The organism is Pseudomonas sp. NBRC 111143, assembly GCF_001320965.1.
GTDB classification, from domain to species: domain Bacteria; phylum Pseudomonadota; class Gammaproteobacteria; order Pseudomonadales; family Pseudomonadaceae; genus Aquipseudomonas; species Aquipseudomonas machongensis.
Genome location: NZ_BCBT01000085.1, coordinates 1 through 17,507 on the forward strand (window position 1 = coordinate 1; position 17,507 = coordinate 17,507).

Genomic DNA, 17,507 nt, shown 5'->3' on the forward strand with positions numbered 1-17,507 from the left:
CGACGCCCATACACGCTCGTTCGGCGCCTTTGGCGGCGTGCCGCGCCGAGGCATCTACGACAACATGAAGACCGCCGTCGACAGGGTCAATAAGGGCAAAGGCCGCACGGTGAATGCGCGTTTTGCGGTGATGTGCGCGCACTACCTGTTCGATCCAGACTTCTGCAACGTCGCCGCTGGTTGGGAAAAGGGCATCGTTGAAAAGAACGTGCAAGACAGCCGCAGGCGCATCTGGCTAGACGCCCAGGACTGCCATTTTCACTCCTTCGAGGAACTCAATGCCTGGCTGGGCCAGCGCTGCCGCGCGCTTTGGAACGAGCTGACGCACCCGCAATACAGCGGGCTCAGTGTGGCCGAGGTGCTGGAGTTGGAGCGCGCCGAACTGATGCCTATGCCCGCGGCCTTCGACGGTTACGTCGAACGGCCTGCGCGGGTTTCCAGTACCTGCCTGGTCAGCGTCGGGCGTAACCGCTACTCGGTGCCTTGTGAGTACGCCGGTAAGTGGGTCAGCAGCCGTTTGTATCCGACCCGCATCGAGGTGGTGGCCGATGATGCGCTGATTGCCAGCCATGCGCGTTTGCTGGATCGCGACCAGGTCAGCTACGACTGGCAGCACTACATCCCGCTGATTGAGCGCAAGCCCGGCGCGCTGCGCAACGGAGCGCCCTTTGCTGATCTGCCAGCGCCGCTGCGTCAGCTCAAGCACGGACTGAAACGTCATGCCGGCGGTGATCGGATCATGGTGCAAGTCTTGGCTGCCGCACCAGTGGCTGGGCTCGATGCCGTGCTGGTAGCCGTTGAGCTGGTACTGGAGAGCGGCAGCCTGAGCGCCGAACACATCCTCAATGTCGTGGCACGGCTGACAGCATCCGAACCGCCGCCCAGCGTCGAAACCCACTTGTCGCTCAAGGAAGCCCCCGTCGCCAACACGGCGCGCTACGACCGCCTGCGTGGCCAGACCGAGGAGATCGGTCATGCGTGATTTGATGGCGGAACTCAAGGAACTGCGCCTGCACGGCATGGCCACTGCCTGGGCGGAGTTAACTGTGCAGGGTGAGTCGAACACAGCCTCGTCCAAGTGGTTGCTTGAACACCTGCTGGAACAGGAGCACACGGATCGTGCCATGCGCTCGGTGAGCCACCAGATGAACATGGCCAAGCTGCCGATGCACCGCGATCTGGCCGGCTTCGACTTCAGCGCCTCCAGCGCCGACGCTCGCTTGATCAGCGAGCTGGCCAATCTGAGCTTTACCGACACCGCGCAGAACGTGGTGCTGATCGGCGGCCCAGGCACCGGCAAAACCCACCTGGCCACCGCACTGGCCGTGTCCGGCATCACCCGGCATGGCAAGCGCGTGCGCTTCTACTCCACGGTCGATCTGGTCAATCTGCTGGAGCGCGAAAAACACGACGGCAAAGCCGGGCGGATCGCTCAGGCACTGCTGCGCATGGATCTGGTCATCCTCGACGAGCTGGGGTATCTGCCCTTCAGTCAGGCCGGTGGCGCGCTGTTATTTCACCTGCTGTCCAAACTGTACGAGCACACCAGCGTGGTGATCACCACCAACCTGAGCTTCGCCGAATGGTCGAGCGTGTTCGGCGACGCCAAGATGACCACCGCCCTGCTGGATCGGCTGACCCACCACTGCCACATCGTCGAAACCGGTAACGAGTCCTATCGCCTGCAACACAGCAGCTTGGCGGCCCAGGCCAAGATCAAATCACGGGAGCGAAAGCGTAAGGGCGGCCAGGAACCGGAGGACGATGAGCCGTTCTGATTTCATGGCGACGACGGCCTGCTACATGGCTGCGTGTGGCAGGTCTTAAACAACTGAACTGGGCTAGCGAAGGAGTGGGGGCAACAGCAGCTGCGCTGGTAGACTTATCCACAGTTGCTGGTAACAAAATCAGCAATCCGCCCTGGGTCAAATTTCAATCGGCAGGGTGGGTCAATTTTCCATCAGCGCCAACAGTTCAAGCTCAATGAGGAGGGTGTTATCGGTAGATGGGCGACAGGTAACGGCGTCGTAGCCTGGCCAGAAAGCGGCAAGATCAATAGGATGCACGGCGACAGCAGGGACAGGTGAAGGGTGTGTTTGGCGACTGCCAATTTACCTGCTTCCCTGACTGTCAACTCGCTCTTCCCCCAGACTCCGCGAAGAACCAATTTTATGCGGTGGTACAACAACGAGCACCGACATAGCCGCATCCGGTTCGTCACACCGGCTGAGCGGCATCGAGGGCTGGACCATCAGGTCTTGGCCCGGCGACATGAGTTGTACGAACGAGCCAAGGAAAACAAACCGGAGCGGTGGTCAGGCCGGACGCGTAACTGGGAACCGATCGGCACCGTGTTGTTGAACCAGGATCGAGAGCAACAGAACGAGAAAATGGCGGCATAGTTAGACGGTTGACGCGACAACTACCTTGAAAAATGCCGTCATGGTAGCTAAGCTAGCACCCCACTAACAATATCGCTATCAGCACATACCGCACCCTGTTCGAACTAATGGATTGTGATGGACACACCAAATAACTCACTGTATGAGGCAACCCATGAAAAAGCAATTAAAAATAATTCTGCTCGCGTCCCACCTGGCTCTGTTTGGCGCGGGAGTTGGGCTAGGGATCTATATACTTCCGATTTTGACAGCACAAGAAAACGCCACCATCGCCGAAATTGAAGAAGTGCAAAAGGTGGCAAAGTATAGCGGAGAGTTCAAGAAAGGTCAGAAAGGCAGCGACGCCCTTCACTGGGCGAATGGACAACTTTTTGTTACGGATAACGAAATTGTATTTAAAGGTGATGTAGCACCTGGTCCAGACTACAAAATTTACCTGACAAAGAAACAAGCCACCGACAAAGAATCGTTTTTGGACATAAAGAAAGAAGCAATTCTGATTGGCGAATTGAAAAACTTCGGGAATTTCAAGAAAACCATTCCTGCAAGCGTCAACGTCAACGAGTTTACAACGGTCCAAATATGGTGCGAGCATTTCTCTAAGTTCATCGGCTCCGCAAAATATCAGTAAACAAGCTTAAACTTGGATCTTGCCTGTTCACGAATAACATGCGCCTCATGCCAATGGAAATTAAAGTCTTGCCGGGCATGAGGCCTCCCCTCCACGTCTAGATTCTTGAAGTCAAAATTGACCTCAACCGACCCTCAGACACTGACTACGATGCCTGCATACCCTGAAGCGGTTCACCAGATGGGCTTGCGACAGAGATAAGTACGCGCCAACCTCAGATGCCGCTAAGGCTCTATACGCCGCCTTATCGGAATGGGTGGAATTTTGCGCGCGAGCGTCTAATGTTATCCAAGAGCGAGGGCTCTGATTAGTCCCGTCTCCCATGAAGATTCGCAGACTAAGACCCCTATTAAATCTGTAACATTTCGCTAGTTAAACGTTCATAGTGGAGATAAATAAAATGATTTCTTTACTGTGGGGTGAAATTAACCATATCGACAATGTTAGACCCATAGACGATGAGGACCTGCCATGTCTAAATGAAATATTTGAAATATTGAAAAAGCACAACTGCATAGACAGATTTGGCGTGGCACTACTGCACAAACACTTTGATCTACAAGAAGATGAGGTGCTTCTGGAAACAACCGATGTGGATGGGCGCGAACAGTGGATCAGGCCGATTAAAGAAAGTTACTTAAAAGAAAACCGCATTGAAGCGCAAACAACCCTCGTATGTTACTCCGATGCAGGCCTGTCTCGGATGTGTGTTTGCGCGCGAGGGCCTGATGGTCATATAGGAAGACATGCCAGTACTCCAAGCATGGACTAAGTGTCAAAAATAGCTGGCGTGATAAGCGCAATGGAGGGAGCGTGGAGTGGATAAATATTGCCTCGGATGCCGTGAAAATTGGTATGGGAGCGTTGATCGCTGGAATGTTTGGCTATCTCGTCGCGCTGACCAATACTTCGGCAGAGACCAAAAAACTTCATATCACTAAAAAACAACTGCAGCTGGATAAGGTTATAGAAATACTCAATTCATTCCATAAAAATTATGCACACTATAGAGCCAATGTAAGAAATTACACAGGGCGGTTACAGGAGCTGAGTGCAACACGGTTATTGAATTGAAGCTGGAGCATCATGCCGCATAGCCATAGCTTCCTGCATCACCTCGTCCATAACCTCGATCGGACACTTGAAGTCGAAGCGCTTACGGGGGCGCATGTTCAGTTGCAGTGCGATGGCATCCAGTTCCTCCTGGCTATGCACCGACAAGTCCGTGCCCTTGGGCAGGTACTGGCGGATCAGGCCATTGATGTTTTCGTTACTGCCGCGCTGCCAAGGGCTGTGCGGGTCGCAGAAGTAAATCGCCACCCCGGTCTGCTGGGTGATTTCAGCATGCCGCGCCATTTCTCGGCCCTGGTCGTAGGTCATGCTCTTGCGCATCGCCAGCGGCATGCCATTGAGCGCTGCACTGAAGCCTTCCATCGCCGAGGTCGCCGTCGCGTCGTTCATCTTCACCAGCATCAGGTAGCCACTGGTGCGCTCCACCAGCGTACCTACAGACGAGGCGTTGGCCTTGCCCTTGATCAGGTCGCCTTCCCAATGCCCTGGCATCAGTCGGTCTTCGATCTCCGGCGGACGTACATGAATACTGACCCTCTCAGGGATCTGACCGCGCCGATCCACGCCGCCAGAGCGCGGCCTGCGCATCGTCTTGCTTTGGCGCAGGCAGATGATCAGCTCTTTACGCAGCTCGCCGACTGGCAAGGCATAGATCGCGTTATAGATCGTCTCGCGACAGACGTAGGCATCTCTGAGGCTGGGAATATTCATGCTGCGCAGCTTGCCGGCAATCTGCTCGGGAGACAAACGCTCACGCAGCATATGCGCCACCAATTCGAAGCGCTCGCTACCCGGCAACAGCTTTTGCTTCGGTCGACACACCTGACGGCGGGCCTGCATCTGCTGCTGGGCCACGCGGGCCGAGTAGCCGCCACAGGCATCTCGATTGCGGCGCAGCTCCCGGCTGATGGTCGAAGGGGATCGGTTGATCAAGCAGGCAATCCCGCGCAGGCTGAAACCTTGGGCATGACCGATTTGAATGGTGGCGCGCTCTTCAACGCTGAGTTCGGAATAAGACATAGGGACAGCACCGTACCGGAAAGGTCAGGTGTTGCACTCAGTTTTCGCCGCCGCCCCCTTATTATCACTGCGAGGTGAATAGCTTTTCTGCCAATTGATTATGCCAATGCGATTCTCTTCGCCGAAGATTTCGTCCATGAGCATGCCAAGTCTAAATAGTTCCCTATGATCAATACAGATAGCCATAACCCCGCCTGGGGTTAGCATCTCACGCATCATCCAGATTCTGGGTGTCATGAAGCGCAACCATTTGCTGTGCTTGGACCCATCATCTTTAGGAACTACATCGCCGAGATCTGGATCGTTTGGATCCTTGTCCCACTTGTCGTTATAGCGGAAGTCCTCGCCGGTGTTGTACGGCGGGTCTGTTACTACAAGATCAACTTGACCACGATATTTATAGAGCGTGACCATCGCAGAAAGGTTTTCACCGTCCCAGATCTCATTCTCTGACTGGGCGGTTTCCTCTCCAAAGGATACTTTCTTGATAATACGATGCAGCTTCGGCTTGACCTGGCGGATGATCTGCCAGGGAGCAGCCCGCCCGGTGTAACTCATAACGATGCCATTCTTGCCAGCATCGGCAAGCGCCGCATCATGCTCCTGCAGCATACGGACCAAGGCGGCCCTCGGCAGTTGTTCGTAATCCATGCTTGCCCCTTGAATTCGTGCGGCGGCACCGAAAAGCTGAAAATTCTAGTACCGCTCGTGGATGCTTCACCATCCCTAGGGTGGCGAGTGTACTTGTGAACGTATTGATTTGGCTGTTAAACCGTTGAAAAAGACGGATCAACTGAGTTCCAAACGGGCTGCGTACTGGCTGGCAGATGCGAATCCGGCGCACGCCGCTCCCTTCTGGGCTCAAGCCCGCGAAGCGGGCATAAAGAACCCGGCCGAGGCCGGGATCCTTATGGGCTTATGGGCCGGCGTATTGGTCTGCCCAGTCCAAAGCCGGTGCCACGGGAGCTTGCACCTCCTGAGGCCAGGTTTTGGAGCCCACTGCAAATCGCCCGTAACCCATTAAAAGATAGCTGGGCATCCGACGAAAAGAGCACCAAGGCACCATTACCCTTGAGCTACAGCGCCGCTACGGGGCACCAGTTTGATTTCAACGCGGCGATTTTGGGCGCGACCCTCGGCGGTGTCGTTGGGGGCAATGGGCGAGCTGGAGCCTGCACCAAAGGTTTGCAGGCGCGAAGGATCGACGCCATTGCTGCGCAAAGAGAAAAAGGGGACTGATTTATGTGCGCCAGGCAAAGCTTGGTCGCCTGGGAATGACGGCGCAAGCCGTCACGAAATGGCGTAAGAAACCCAGCGGGTATGACCCCCGCCCGGTAAAGGTTAGCCACCGACCGGAAGCGAGTCTTGCGTGGTGACCGGGTAACCGGCGCTGCGAAGCGTAGACAGCAGAAAAGGGGATTTATTTTCCCTACTCTAAAACGGCCGCTGTTGGCCGATTGCTGCCTGTCGTGGACGACCGTTTAACTTCAAAGCCTGACTGGATTGCAAACTGCTGACACGCGTAGATTCTGTTTTCGACTCGTTTAATGCCGTCGATGCCAGGCCATAAACAGAGAGGAAACAACCGCTCGAAAATTCGAGCCATAGACTCTAGAGCCAGTGGGTAGTCGGAGTCATGTTCCTGCAACCATCAAATCCAGATTCTGCACCGCCGCTCCAGCGGCTCCCTTCCCAAGATTGTCAAACACCGCAGCCAACAAAACCTGCCCCGTCTCATCATTTTCACACACCACCAATCGCAAACTATCAGTCCCGTTAAGCGCCTGAGGATCAAGGCACGTCAACCCTTTGGCCTCCTGCATCGACATCACCTGTACATGGTCCGCATCGACGTAGTGCTGCATAAGACACGCATGCAACCGCACCGCATCCACGCCCGGCGCCAACAAGCGAAGTTGCAACGGTATGGTCAGCACGATCCCCTGCCGAAAAGCCCCATAAGCCGGCACAAACATCGGCCGCTCCATCAGACCGCTTTGCTGCTGAATCTCCGGAATATGTTTGTGTGCCAGCCCCAGACCATAAACCTGAAACGCGGGCGCCTGTGATGCGCCCTCTCCCTCATGCTCTTGCACGCCAACGCGCCCTTTTCCGGAATAGCCCGACACAGCATGAATGTTCGTCGGATAGTCCCTGGGCAGCAACCCGGCCTCCAGCAATGGGCGCAGCAGCCCTATCGCCCCCGTGGGATAGCAACCGGGATTGCTGACCCGCCGTGCCGTGGCGATGCGTTGGGCCTGCTGCGAGTTCATCTCCGCGAAACCATAGGTCCAGTCTAGATGGGTGCGGTGCGCCGAACTCGCATCGATCACCCGAACGGCGGGGTTTTCGATGCTCGCTACAGCGTCGCGTGCGGCTTGGTCGGGCAAGCAGAGAATCGCGATGTCGCAGGCGTTGATGATTTCGGCGCGACGTTGCGGATCCTTGCGATGTTCGGGGCTGAGCGTGATAAGCCGCAGATCGGTCCGGTCGCGTAGACGTTGATGGATTTGCAACCCGGTGGTGCCTTGGTCGCCGTCGATGAATATAAGAGGACTTGCCATGGAATGCTCTCGGACATAGGAAATCAGGAGTTCCAATCTTCAGTGAGGGGCTAAGATAGGAAAAGTTGAATTTCTAAACGATGAAATTCAGCTTTTCTGAACAAGGAGTGACTCATGCGCGAAATCAGCCTGGACCGTCTGCGCACGTTGGTGGCCATTGCCGACCTGGGTTCGTTTGCCGAGGCGGCCCGTGTGCTGCACCTCGCGCCACCCACGGTCAGTTTGCATATTGCCGACCTGGAGTCGCGGGTTGGCGGAAAGCTGTTGTCGCGCACACGTGGGCGCATTCAGCCTTCGGCGATTGGAGAAACGCTGGTGGAGCGCGCGCGGCGCCTGTTGGCGGATGCGGAGCAGGCGCTTGAGGACGTGGAGCGTCAGGTGCAGGGCTTGGCCGGGCGTGTGCGGCTGGGTGCCTCCACAGGGGCCATCGCACAGTTGATGCCGCAAGCTTTGGAGACGTTGGGCCAACGCCACCCCGCTATCGATGTGCAGGTCGCGGTGCTCACGTCGCAGGAAACTTTGAAGAAGCTTGCCGAGGGCTCTTTGGAGATCGGTCTGGTCGCGCTGCCACAGACCCCGGTGAAGGAATTGCGGATCGAGCCATGGCGGCGGGACCCGGTCATGGCCTTCTTGCCGGCTCGCTGGGAATGCCCGGATGTTGTGACCCCCGGTTGGCTGGCCGCCCAGCCATTAATTCTGAATGACAAAACTACTCGGCTTTCGCGCTTGACCTCGGAGTGGTTCGCCAGTGATGGACGGCAGCCCACGCCGCGTATTCAACTGAACTACAACGATGCGATCAAAAGCCTAGTGGCGGCCGGTTATGGTGCGACGTTGTTGCCGCATGAAGCCTCCACGCCATTGCCCGATACCAGGATCGTCATGCGGCCATTACAGCCCTTATTGTGGCGTCAACTTGGTATTGCCCACCGTGGTGGGGACGTCGAGCGGCCTACGCAACATGTGCTGGATGTGTTGTGGGGGTTGAGTGCGGGCTAGGGCGATGTTGTCAGAGAAAGGACCGCTTTCGACCCGGTCATACGGTGATTGAGGTCCCAGGCGTCAGCTACCGCACCTGAAGCCGTCGTTCATCGCTCCAAAGCCGGTGCCTGTCTCCGTTCGCCCAGGCCAGGGTGTCGTAGTACTTGTGCAGCAGCTCGGTAATGGCGGCGGTGTCGTCGGTCATGGGGTTTCCTTGGGGTTGGCGGTGAGGACTGCCTGGACGCGTGCTTGCAGCGCGGGCAGCACGTCTTGTTGGAACCAGGGGTTGCGCACCAGCCAGCGATTGTTGCGCGGGCTAGGGTGAGGCAGGGGGAACGCTTGCGGCCAGTGCTCGCGCCAGGCTTCGACCACCCGGGTGAGCGGCGTCTTGCCAGTACCGAGGTGGTAGTCCATGGCGTAGCTGCCCAGCACGATGACCAGCGACAGGCGCTCGAAACGCTGCATGAAGGCTTCGCGCCAGGCGGGGGGCGCACTCCGGGCGTAGCGGCAGGTCACCGCTTTTGCCGGTGCCCGGATAACAGAAGCCCATGGGCAGAATGGCGATGCGGGTAGGGTCGTAGAAGGTGTCGCGGTCCACGCCCAGCCAGGCGCGCAGACGCGCGCCGCTGGCGTCGTCGAAGGGCACGCCTGAGGCATGGACCCGGGCCCCCGGTGCTTGGCCGGCGATGAGGATGGGCGCACTCGGGTGAAACTGGAAGACCGGCTGCACGCCGTGTGGCAGATGCGGTGCGCAGCGCGTGCAGGCGCGGACGTCGGTCAGAAAGGCGTCGAGTGTCGGCATGGCGCGCTTCCGGAAAGGGTGGCTCGCGCAGGACGGAGGTGCCATCCTGCGCGAAGCGTAACCCGGCAGCAAGTCAGTGCTGGGTCAGTGTCGGATAGCCCTGGATGAATACGCGGTCGGTCTTGGCCGCCGGCACATGGCAGCCCATGCAGTCGGCTTCGTAGCTGACGGCGACATTCTTGGCGGGGGCGTCGGCCTTGAACAGCGCCCAGCCCCAGCCGTCGCCCCACAAGGGGTTGCTGGCGAAACGGCCTTTGGCGTCCTAGACCATCACGAACCACACGGCCGCATCGGAACCCCAGACCACAGGGTTGCCAGTGGTCATGGCGCTGGTTTCGAGCTTGCGGATCTCTTTCACCAGCGTGGCGCCGTCCAAGAACTTGCCGGTCTTGCGGTAGTGCTCGGCCGAGGCCTTTTCGGTGTACACATCGTGCAAGCCGCGAGAGGCGGATTTTTCGTCCAACACCGCATATGAGCCCAGGTGGACGAAGTTTGTGCGGAAGTCTGTGGGGCGGCTGATGCCGCCCTGGCTGTCCACATAGGGCGAAAAGTCGCCGGCCGTGACGGCCAGTGGCAGGACGAGGGCGCTGGCGAGCAGAGCGCCGGTGAGTGCGATTTTCATCGTGTTCTCCTTATATGCCTATGGATTCTCCGATCAAGTCAGCACAGGCCATCTGACCTGTGCTGAAATAGCCCTCCGTCCAACTGCCTTCTACAAGTCCGCCATCCCATGAGCCAGATGAGCTTTTCCGATTTCGAGTACGCCGGTAAGCACAAGCAAACCCGTCGCGAGCGTTTCCTGGCCGAGATGGAACAGGTGGTTCCGTGGAGTGGACTGGTGGCGTTGATCGAGCCTCACTACCCAAAGGCTGGCGGTGGCCGCAAGCCTTATCCTCTGGAAACCATGCTGCGCATTCACCTGCTGCAGAATTGGTTCTCTTTGAGCGATCCCGCCATGGAAGAGGCGCTGTACGAGATCACTTCGATGCGCCAGTTCGCTCGTCTGACGCTCAGCGCTCCGATCCCCGAAGACACGACGATCATGAACTTCCGGCACCTGCTGGAGAAGCATCAGTTGGCGGCCGGCATTCTGGAAACCATCAACAATTACCTGCAAGACAAGGGCCTGTCGTTGCGCCAGGGCACCATTGTCGACGCTACCATCATCCACGCGCCCAGTTCGACCAAGAACAAGGAAGGCAAGCGCGATCCTGAAATGCATCAAACGAAGAAGGGCAACCAGTACTATTTCGGCATGAAGGCCCACATCGGCGCGGATGCTGAATCGGGTCTGGTGCATCACGTTCATGGTACCGCCGCGAACGTAGCTGACGTGACGGAGGTCGCTCAGCTATTGCATGGCGAAGAGAATGTCGTGTGTGCGGATGCGGGTTACACAGGCTTGGAAAAGCGGCCAGAACACGAGGGACGGCAGGTGATATGGCAGGTCGCTGCCCGCCGCAGCACCTACAAGCACTTGAGCAAACGCAGCGTGCTCTACCAAGCCAAGCGCAAGATCGAAAAGGCCAAGGCACAAGTGCGTGCGAAGGTGGAGCACCCGTTCCGGGTGGTCAAACGCCAGTTCGGCTATGTGAAGACTCGTTTTCGTGGCTTGGCCAAGAACACGGCGCAACTGACCACGCTGTTTGCCCTGTCGAATCTGTGGATGGTGCGCCGGCAATTATTGCCTGCTGCGGGAGAGGTGCGCCCGTGAGTCCAGATAACCAAGGCTTTGCCTTGGTTATCCAATAATCAGCGACTGAAAATCGGGCTTTTCGGCATCCCTAAGCTGCCCATTTTCGACTGATGAGCAACTTGTTCGGAGTTTCCCTATGGAGATCAGACGGCGACCACGGGGAAATCCACCGTGGTGTCGGCGATGTGGTTGGTGTAGTTGGTGAGCGTGTTCAGCGCGACGTTGGCGATCACTTCCAGTATCAGGCCGTCGTCGAGCCCCGCGCGGCGGTAGTTGGCCATGGCGTCGGCCGACACCACGCCGCGTTGCTCGACCAGCGCGCGGGCAAAGCCGGCGATTGCATCGTCAAGTGCGTTGGTCGCCTGGCCGGTGCGGGCCGCGGCGATGGCCTCTGCCGACAGTCCGGCACCTTTGCCGATCAGGGTGTGTGCGCTCAGGCAATACTGGCAGCGATTGGCTTGACCGGCAGCGAGCGCAACGATCTCGCGCTGGGAGGCATTCAGGCGGCCGGTGCCCAGCGTTTCGGACAAGCCGAGGTAGCCATTGAGCGCCGCCGGCGCGTGGGCCAGCGTGGCGAACAGGTTCGGCACCATGCCAAGCTTGGCTTTGACGGCCTTGAGTGTGGCAGCGGTAGCGGCGTCAGCGGTGTCGATGGTCAGGGGGGCGATTTGGGTCATGTCTATCTCCGTAGTGGGTGAGGTGCAAGAGCACGTGGGCATGATCGCCCTTTGTTTGGTACGATATGGCACGTAAAGTATCAAATACGTAACCTATCGTCTTATATGGAGAGTGGAATGGCGGATCGACTGGCCGGCTTGCTCCGGCACTACTCGCTTTCGGCGCGCGTTTTTCACAGCGGCGCCTTCTGTGGGCAGCATCATTACGCGGCGCCGCATGGCTATATCCATCTGGTGCGGCGCGGCCCGATTACGGTGCGTTCGCCCGTGCATGAAGATCTGCTGGTTACCGAGCCGAGCCTGCTGTTTTATCCGCGCGTGGCGTCGCATCGTTTTGTCGCCGCCCCCGGCGATACCGCTGAGCGGTTGTGTGCGGAGGTCGACCTGGGCGCTTCGACGGGCAATCCGTTGGCCATGGCCTTGCCGTCGATGCTGCTGATTCCGTTGGCGGACTTGCCCGGCCTCGGGCCGACGCTAGAGTTGCTGTTTGCCGAAGCCGAGCGCGACCAGTGCGGTCGGCAGGCCGCCATCGACCGCTTGTGCGAGTTGCTACTGATCCAGTTGCTGCGTTATCTGATGGATGGGCGGCTTGGCGCCACCGGACTGCTGGCGGGCCTGGCCGACCCGAAACTCGCGCGCGCCATAACCGCCATGCACGATGCGCCGCAGACCGCGTGGTCGCTCGAGGCGCTGGCGGCGAAGGCGGGCATGTCACGCGCGCGCTTCGCCGCCGCGTTCAAGGACGCGGTGGGCGTCACGCCGGGCGACTATCTGGCCGACTGGCGGATGAACGTCAGTTGCACCCTGCTCAAGCAGGGGCGGCCGGTGGCGGTGGTGGCCGACCGCGTCGGCTACGGCAGCCCGAACGCTCTGGCGCGCGCCTTCCGCGTGCGCATGGGCTGCGCCCCGCGCGACTGGCTGGCGCAGCAGCGCGGTGACGCGGCGCTCAGCGGTTCGTGAGTTTGAGTTCGATTCGCCGGTTCTTGGCGTAGGCGGCGCCGGTGTTGCGCTCGTCGAGCGGGTGAAATTCGCATCACGCCGGAACAACTGGCGGAACTCCAGGTGGCGATCCGTCAACGGCTGGTCAGTCTGTTCGTGCGGCGCGGCCGGCTGGACAAGGCTGAGTCAGTGGCGCAGGTAGCTGGATGACGCTGTCCCGCCCTGAGCCGACGCTCACAGGCGGGGATTTCCAGTGTCGTCATTGTCGGCTATTGGCCGGCAGCAGCCCGTCGTTGCCTGATGGATCCAACCCCTCCGCTGCTATAGTGCAGTCGGCTTCTGACGTTCAGTGCAGCCGTCTTCTGAAAACGACAGGTTGAACGCCAAAGAGGGGGCGGGAGCGCTGCAACCGGAGCAGCGTCAGAGCCTCCAGAATCGCCCACACAACGCGGAAGCTGTCAGTCAGGGGGCAAGCCTACCTTGGCACCAGAAACGCGCCCAGGAGGCCGCAGGGGGCGATTTTGGCCGCTGCAACTGTCCAACCTTGGCCGGGCCTCGCCGGGCCGAGTGGGGCGGCCTTCGACCAGGGCGGGCCGGCGACCGTCCGTCGGGCATGGAGGGGACGATAGAGAAAACGGACAAAATCGTACGCTAAGCGTGCGGCCTGTCAGGTTGAGGCCCTAGAGGTTGCAGGCGAGTCGTCAGAAAATGCTGGAATCGGCCCTATTCTGACACTGCCCAAGGTTCCGGCCTGACGCCCAGTTAGGGCATAGCTCAATATGACACATGGCTGCAAATCGCTAATTTACCAACTATAAAGAGCTATGCTCTCAAGAAGCGGTTGCGCTAACCGATACAGTATAAATTAGGCCCCAAGTATTATTTTATTTGCACAAAGGTAATGATTATGTTTTTCAATAAAAACAAACAACTGCTGGACACAGAAAATAAGCTCTCAGAACTACAGTGGCAGCTTGATTCAATAAATCGAAATGTCGCGGAAATCAGATTCAGGCCAGACGGGAGCGTAATCTATGCGAGCAATATCTTTCTAGAGATGCTTGGTTACAAACTCGAAGAAATAGCAGGGCAGCACCACAGAATTTTCTGCGAAAAGAATTATGCTAGCACAGCTGATTATTCGCGCTTCTGGCAGAAATTGGCTGACGGCCATCCTCTATCAAGTTTATTTAGGCGGCTGCGCAAAGACGGTAACTTAATATTGATTGAGGCTACTTATATTCCAGTTCAAAATCAAGATGGAAAAGTTATTGAAATCATTAGGCTCTGTACGAAAAGCCTTGATACTTGTTCATGCTGCGTTGAAAACAGCCTGGGAATGCTCATGTACTCCAGTACAGTCGGGCGCGACCCCGGCCGTTCCTCGGCTGTTTTCGCCTTGCCTGACCTGCGTCTCAAGACTTTTCGTACAGAGCCTAAGATTGGCTCAGATGTCACTCAGAGAGAAAACGAGTTACTCTCACTAAGAGCCGTCCATGCAGCCATCTCCCGCTCGATGGCGGAGATCGAGTTCACACCTAACGGTGACATTCTGCATGCAAATGAGAATTTCCTCCGTGCTATGGGTTATCGCCTCAGCGATATCAAGGGTCGACACCACCGAATGTTCTGTTTCGATAATTTTTATCAAGAAAATACAAATTTTTGGCAGAGTTTAAAGGGAGGAACTTTTTTCAGCGGGCAATTTGAGCGCAAGACCGCATCGGGAGAGACCATCTATCTTGAGGCCACCTACAACCCCGTCGTTGATGAAGCCGGCCAGGTTGTGAAAGTGTTAAAATTTGCCACCGACGTCAGCTCGCAGAAGCATAAGGCTGATGAAATCCGTCAAGCCGCAGAGCTTTCCTTCACCACCGCCGAGGAGACATCTCAAATTTCCGTGCGGGGCATGGAGTCCCTTGCTAGTTCAATTGAATTATCTCAGAGCACACTTAATTTAATAAACGGTGCGGTTATTTTGATTACACAGCTAAATGCTCAGGCTAAAGATATCGAGAAAATTGTTACCACCATCCAAGGCGTGGCAGAACAAACTAACTTACTAGCACTTAACGCCGCAATTGAAGCTGCCCGAGCGGGTGAAATGGGCCGAGGCTTTGCTGTAGTAGCCGACGAGGTTCGTCAGTTGGCAGCTCGAACTAGCAGTGCCACCGTGGAAATCCAGAATGTGGTAACTGCTAACGGAAAGCTTACTCAGCAACTGAATATAGATATGAACAGCATCGCTAGAAGCGCCGAAGAAAACAACGATCAGATCGCAACTGTAACAACTATTATGCGTGAAATCAGTGACGGTGCAGACCATGTTGCCCGTACCGTATCGACGTTGTTCAAAGACAATAGCTAGTGTCCAGTTTTAGGCAAAATCAGGATCGGAACTTCGAGCCGCAGCGCTACAGAGCCAGAAGCCCAAACTTGGTGACGGCCATCGTGCTATGGAACACGATGTATCTGGAGCGCATCACTTGGGGCTGGTCGAGGCAAGTCGGTGGGCGGCGAGCTGCTGCAATACCTGTTGCCGCTGGGCTGGGAGCACATCAACCTGACTGGCGATTACGTCTGGCGGCAGAGCCGCAGGCTGGAGGTCGGGAAGTTCAGGCCGCTACGATTGCCCGGAAAACCTTAGCGTACGATTTTTTCCGAATTCTGCGGGCACCCCAGGAAGCGATGATGTTCATGGCAAGTCCTCCACGTGTGGGAGGACAAGGATGGCTAGCCAGAGCAGTAGTCGCTAACCGGCTGCGTGCCGCCGAGCCGTTCTCGCCGATTTTTTTTGCAGGTTCGCGATGATGTTTTCCAAACGATTTTGCACCACACCAAGCTGAGCACGCTGACTATCCAGGTTGCTGATTGCGTCATGCCCCCAAGGCGCTCTGCTCACTTGACGCGGTGCTGACATCAATAGCAGCTACATTATCCCGCAGGCTACACTGTCCGCATAAGCGCTGGCTCAGCGCCCGTATCCAAATTCTGATTGATAGACTGGCCAATGGCAAAACACTTGAAAGTTTTTTCGGCAAAAGTGATTAGTCGATTTACTGATGCCCGATACACGCATACCAATTGAAACATAATTATTAATTTTGGCTAACAACTAGAAGTGCCGGCCAATTTTGGCTTTACGGGCACATACTTAATTATTTTTGTTTAGCAGAAAATTATGCCTGATATAGACTTAGCCATACTTACGCCACTTACACTGACCATAAACGGAATTGTCGCAGGTTATATGTTGTTGTTAGCTAGGTTAAATATAGCCCAGCCCGCGTTTAACCATTGGGCTGCGTCATGCATTATTTTTATTTTTGCCAGCCTGCTTGCGGTGTCTCGCCTGTATCAAGTTACCCCTATTATCAGTGTCTGGCTTGCCCACAGTTTACTAGCCCTACCACCCATTCTGATTGCAACCGGTTTGCTGCGTTTTTTTCGTGGTACCGAAACAGCCTTGCCGACAAAAATGCTTGGTAGTATTTTTGCGGTTTACGCCACGCTCTTGTTTTTTACTTATAAGTTGTCATACAGCGCGCCGATCCTAACGGCAGCAGCGATAGCACTGGCATGCTTTTGGTGTATTGCGCTGCTTAATTTAAATACAATGCAGCGCATTATATCCAGGCTATTGCAGGGCGTTTTGCTGCTGCATGCGCTAGCCATGTTTGCAGAAATTACACTCTATATAGATCAATGGCAGCTTCCGCTAACGCGCCACATAGAACTCTACTTAAAGCTAACACTCATCAGCCACCTACTGCTGACAACCATTGCCAGTATGCTGTTGCCGTTGCTGTTATTTGTTCATCGTGAACAAAATCTTATGTTGCAAGCAAACAGAGATGAACTGACACAGCTACCCAACCGTCGCCATTTTTTACGTAAATCCTCCGCCTATATGGCAAAGGCCACTGGCAGCTCGTCGGTGATAATTATGATGCTCGATTTGGATAATTTTAAATCCATCAATGACACCTTTGGTCATGCCGTTGGTGACGCAGCACTAAAACAGGTCGCCCGTGCACTGGAAATAGAGTTGCGCAAAACCGATTTTATTGGTCGTATGGGCGGGGAAGAATTCGCTATTGTGATGACCGACACCACTGAAGCAGAAGCACGAGCAATTGCTGAACGCTTGCGTCAAAAAGTTGAACTTCGAGCCCGTGTTATTGAGGGTAATCAGGTCAACTTAACCATCAGTATTGGTGCCACTTGCAGCTACAAACACAATAGCTCAGGTTTCCAGGCACTACTCAAACTGGCAGATGATGCTTTGTTTGAAGCCAAACGCCGTGGTCGCAACCAGGTTGTCTTTGACTACGCTAAAAATGATGCGAAAAGTATCGCTGACTCATAGCGCACAATACCGCCCGCCACCACGACAATCGCCTTCACGGTCAAGGTGGCAGCCTCCGCTGCTATCACCATTACGGAAGCTGCTGCCCAGTATGACGGGATCGGGAACTGAGAAAGCCCATTTTCCCCTGAGAGTTCAAAGCCTAATAGTGAGGCAAGCAAAAATAGAGCATATCAGTCCGCTTTTTGGCCGAATGCAGCGTTCACTATCGGCTGCTATCGGCCAAAAAGCGGTCCTTTGGGGAATCTCCGAACAAGCCTTCAGTTATGCGAGAATCCCCGCAACACCTGATCCGAGCCGCCCATGAGCCAGATGAGCTTTTCCGACTTTGAGTACGCCGGCAAGCGCAAGCAGA

The 17,507-nt window shown here is 56.3% G+C and carries 16 protein-coding genes and 6 pseudogenes; 13 read left to right on the forward strand and 9 right to left on the reverse strand.

Going from position 1 to position 17,507, the window contains the following annotated elements:
- The 6 genes and pseudogenes from APH44_RS27875 to APH44_RS29970 form a co-directional block, all read left to right on the forward strand.
- Positions 1 to 982 (forward strand): IS21 family transposase (locus APH44_RS27875; RefSeq protein WP_054895542.1); only part of this gene is annotated, 982 nt, incomplete at its 5' end.
- Positions 975 to 1,778 carry an IS21-like element ISPst3 family helper ATPase IstB gene (gene istB, locus APH44_RS27880; RefSeq protein ID WP_054882055.1) on the forward strand — a complete coding sequence of 268 codons (804 nt, stop codon included), beginning with the start codon at positions 975 to 977 and terminating at the stop codon, positions 1,776 to 1,778. The genes APH44_RS27875 and istB, both read left to right, overlap by 8 nt.
- Before the next feature lie 387 nt (positions 1,779 to 2,165).
- Positions 2,166 to 2,402, forward strand: a pseudogene (locus tag APH44_RS27885) (IS3 family transposase); the annotation flags it as partial.
- Between the two features lie 154 nt (positions 2,403 to 2,556).
- Positions 2,557 to 3,033 (forward strand): DM13 domain-containing protein, encoded by a 477-nt coding sequence (locus tag APH44_RS27890; protein WP_054895543.1) that lies wholly within the window; start codon positions 2,557 to 2,559, stop codon positions 3,031 to 3,033.
- Positions 3,034 to 3,433: 400 nt separating this feature from the next.
- On the forward strand, positions 3,434 to 3,805 hold the full coding sequence (locus APH44_RS29965) for a hypothetical protein (protein WP_052959448.1): 372 nt from the start codon (positions 3,434 to 3,436) through the stop codon (positions 3,803 to 3,805).
- 41 nt (positions 3,806 to 3,846) lie between these two features.
- Positions 3,847 to 4,107 carry a hypothetical protein gene (locus tag APH44_RS29970; protein ID WP_047296649.1) on the forward strand — a complete coding sequence of 87 codons (261 nt, stop codon included), beginning with the start codon at positions 3,847 to 3,849 and terminating at the stop codon, positions 4,105 to 4,107.
- Here APH44_RS29970 and APH44_RS27895 read toward each other — a convergent pair.
- The 4 genes and pseudogenes from APH44_RS27895 to argC all read right to left on the reverse strand — a co-directional run bounded on the left by APH44_RS27895 (position 4,096) and on the right by argC (position 7,688).
- Positions 4,096 to 5,124, reverse strand: coding sequence for an IS30 family transposase (locus APH44_RS27895; protein WP_003465026.1), 1,029 nt, complete (start codon positions 5,122 to 5,124; stop codon positions 4,096 to 4,098). The two genes, APH44_RS29970 and APH44_RS27895, sit on opposite strands and share 12 nt — an antisense overlap.
- 24 nt (positions 5,125 to 5,148) lie before the next feature.
- The gene (locus tag APH44_RS27900; protein WP_003465024.1) at positions 5,149 to 5,775 is read right to left on the reverse strand and encodes a DNA methyltransferase; all 627 of its coding nucleotides are present in this window, start codon (positions 5,773 to 5,775) and stop codon (positions 5,149 to 5,151) included.
- A 414-nt stretch (positions 5,776 to 6,189) separates the two neighbouring features.
- Positions 6,190 to 6,345 (reverse strand): annotated as a pseudogene (locus APH44_RS30530) (OmpA family protein); the annotation flags it as partial.
- A gap of 413 nt (positions 6,346 to 6,758) precedes the next feature.
- On the reverse strand, positions 6,759 to 7,688 hold the full coding sequence (gene argC, locus APH44_RS27905; protein ID WP_049275860.1) for an N-acetyl-gamma-glutamyl-phosphate reductase: 930 nt from the start codon (positions 7,686 to 7,688) through the stop codon (positions 6,759 to 6,761).
- A gap of 114 nt (positions 7,689 to 7,802) precedes the next feature.
- Here argC and APH44_RS27910 point away from each other — a divergent pair, with 114 nt between their 5' ends.
- Positions 7,803 to 8,687 (forward strand): LysR family transcriptional regulator, encoded by an 885-nt coding sequence (locus APH44_RS27910; RefSeq protein ID WP_003465017.1) that lies wholly within the window; start codon positions 7,803 to 7,805, stop codon positions 8,685 to 8,687.
- 183 nt (positions 8,688 to 8,870) lie between these two features.
- Here the strand turns inward: APH44_RS27910 and APH44_RS30260 are convergent, their stop codons facing one another.
- The 3 genes and pseudogenes from APH44_RS30260 to APH44_RS27920 form a co-directional block, all read right to left on the reverse strand.
- The gene (locus tag APH44_RS30260) at positions 8,871 to 9,083 is read right to left on the reverse strand and encodes a hypothetical protein (protein WP_223866296.1); all 213 of its coding nucleotides are present in this window, start codon (positions 9,081 to 9,083) and stop codon (positions 8,871 to 8,873) included.
- Entirely contained in the window at positions 8,986 to 9,516 is a 531-nt protein-coding gene (locus APH44_RS30535) for a uracil-DNA glycosylase family protein (RefSeq protein WP_077203601.1), read from the reverse strand. Before APH44_RS30535 ends, APH44_RS30260 begins: the two co-directional genes overlap by 98 nt.
- 28 nt (positions 9,517 to 9,544) lie before the next feature.
- A pseudogene (locus APH44_RS27920) lies at positions 9,545 to 10,093 on the reverse strand (cytochrome P460 family protein).
- A gap of 108 nt (positions 10,094 to 10,201) precedes the next feature.
- On the opposite strand from APH44_RS27920, the gene APH44_RS27925 reads away from it, so the two are divergent.
- On the forward strand, positions 10,202 to 11,185 hold the full coding sequence (locus tag APH44_RS27925; protein ID WP_082430670.1) for an IS5-like element IS2000 family transposase: 984 nt from the start codon (positions 10,202 to 10,204) through the stop codon (positions 11,183 to 11,185).
- A 125-nt stretch (positions 11,186 to 11,310) separates the two neighbouring features.
- Here APH44_RS27925 and APH44_RS27930 read toward each other — a convergent pair whose 3' ends face one another.
- Positions 11,311 to 11,844 carry a carboxymuconolactone decarboxylase family protein gene (locus tag APH44_RS27930; RefSeq protein ID WP_054895545.1) on the reverse strand — a complete coding sequence of 178 codons (534 nt, stop codon included), beginning with the start codon at positions 11,842 to 11,844 and terminating at the stop codon, positions 11,311 to 11,313.
- A gap of 117 nt (positions 11,845 to 11,961) precedes the next feature.
- On the opposite strand from APH44_RS27930, the gene APH44_RS27935 reads away from it, so the two are divergent.
- The 4 genes and pseudogenes from APH44_RS27935 to APH44_RS27945 form a co-directional block, all read left to right on the forward strand.
- On the forward strand, positions 11,962 to 12,804 hold the full coding sequence (locus APH44_RS27935) for an AraC family transcriptional regulator (RefSeq protein ID WP_049275859.1): 843 nt from the start codon (positions 11,962 to 11,964) through the stop codon (positions 12,802 to 12,804).
- 886 nt (positions 12,805 to 13,690) lie between these two features.
- A pseudogene (locus APH44_RS30860) lies at positions 13,691 to 14,605 on the forward strand (PAS domain-containing protein); the annotation flags it as partial.
- Between the two features lie 189 nt (positions 14,606 to 14,794).
- A pseudogene (locus tag APH44_RS30865) lies at positions 14,795 to 15,151 on the forward strand (methyl-accepting chemotaxis protein); the annotation flags it as partial.
- Between the two features lie 20 nt (positions 15,152 to 15,171).
- Positions 15,172 to 15,430, forward strand: a pseudogene (locus tag APH44_RS27945) (Tn3 family transposase); the annotation flags it as partial.
- A 105-nt stretch (positions 15,431 to 15,535) separates the two neighbouring features.
- On the opposite strand, the gene APH44_RS30550 reads toward APH44_RS27945, so the two are convergent.
- Positions 15,536 to 15,703 (reverse strand): flagellin, encoded by a 168-nt coding sequence (locus APH44_RS30550; RefSeq protein ID WP_078481484.1) that lies wholly within the window; start codon positions 15,701 to 15,703, stop codon positions 15,536 to 15,538.
- A gap of 261 nt (positions 15,704 to 15,964) precedes the next feature.
- Between APH44_RS30550 and APH44_RS27950 the strand changes: the two genes are divergently transcribed.
- Entirely contained in the window at positions 15,965 to 17,152 is a 1,188-nt protein-coding gene (locus APH44_RS27950) for a diguanylate cyclase (RefSeq protein ID WP_082430672.1), read from the forward strand.
- The last annotated feature ends 355 nt before the right edge of the window (positions 17,153 to 17,507 follow it).

Excerpts from the sequence above, each read along its gene's own strand:
- APH44_RS27900 (WP_003465024.1), bottom strand. The coding sequence starts at position 5,775 with ATGGATTACGAACAACTGCCGAGGGCCGCCTTGGTCCGTATGCTGCAG.
- APH44_RS30260 (WP_223866296.1), bottom strand. The coding sequence starts at position 9,083 with ATGGACTACCACCTCGGTACTGGCAAGACGCCGCTCACCCGGGTGGTC.
- APH44_RS27910 (WP_003465017.1), top strand. The coding sequence starts at position 7,803 with ATGCGCGAAATCAGCCTGGACCGTCTGCGCACGTTGGTGGCCATTGCC.
- istB (WP_054882055.1), top strand. The coding sequence starts at position 975 with ATGCGTGATTTGATGGCGGAACTCAAGGAACTGCGCCTGCACGGCATG.
- APH44_RS27950 (WP_082430672.1), top strand. The coding sequence starts at position 15,965 with ATGCCTGATATAGACTTAGCCATACTTACGCCACTTACACTGACCATA.
- argC (WP_049275860.1), bottom strand. The coding sequence starts at position 7,688 with ATGGCAAGTCCTCTTATATTCATCGACGGCGACCAAGGCACCACCGGG.
- APH44_RS27930 (WP_054895545.1), bottom strand. The coding sequence starts at position 11,844 with ATGACCCAAATCGCCCCCCTGACCATCGACACCGCTGACGCCGCTACC.
- APH44_RS30550 (WP_078481484.1), bottom strand. The coding sequence starts at position 15,703 with ATGTCAGCACCGCGTCAAGTGAGCAGAGCGCCTTGGGGGCATGACGCA.
- APH44_RS29965 (WP_052959448.1), top strand. The coding sequence starts at position 3,434 with ATGATTTCTTTACTGTGGGGTGAAATTAACCATATCGACAATGTTAGA.
- APH44_RS27935 (WP_049275859.1), top strand. The coding sequence starts at position 11,962 with ATGGCGGATCGACTGGCCGGCTTGCTCCGGCACTACTCGCTTTCGGCG.
- APH44_RS27925 (WP_082430670.1), top strand. The coding sequence starts at position 10,202 with ATGAGCCAGATGAGCTTTTCCGATTTCGAGTACGCCGGTAAGCACAAG.
- APH44_RS30535 (WP_077203601.1), bottom strand. The coding sequence starts at position 9,516 with ATGGCACCTCCGTCCTGCGCGAGCCACCCTTTCCGGAAGCGCGCCATG.
- APH44_RS27890 (WP_054895543.1), top strand. The coding sequence starts at position 2,557 with ATGAAAAAGCAATTAAAAATAATTCTGCTCGCGTCCCACCTGGCTCTG.
- APH44_RS27895 (WP_003465026.1), bottom strand. The coding sequence starts at position 5,124 with ATGTCTTATTCCGAACTCAGCGTTGAAGAGCGCGCCACCATTCAAATC.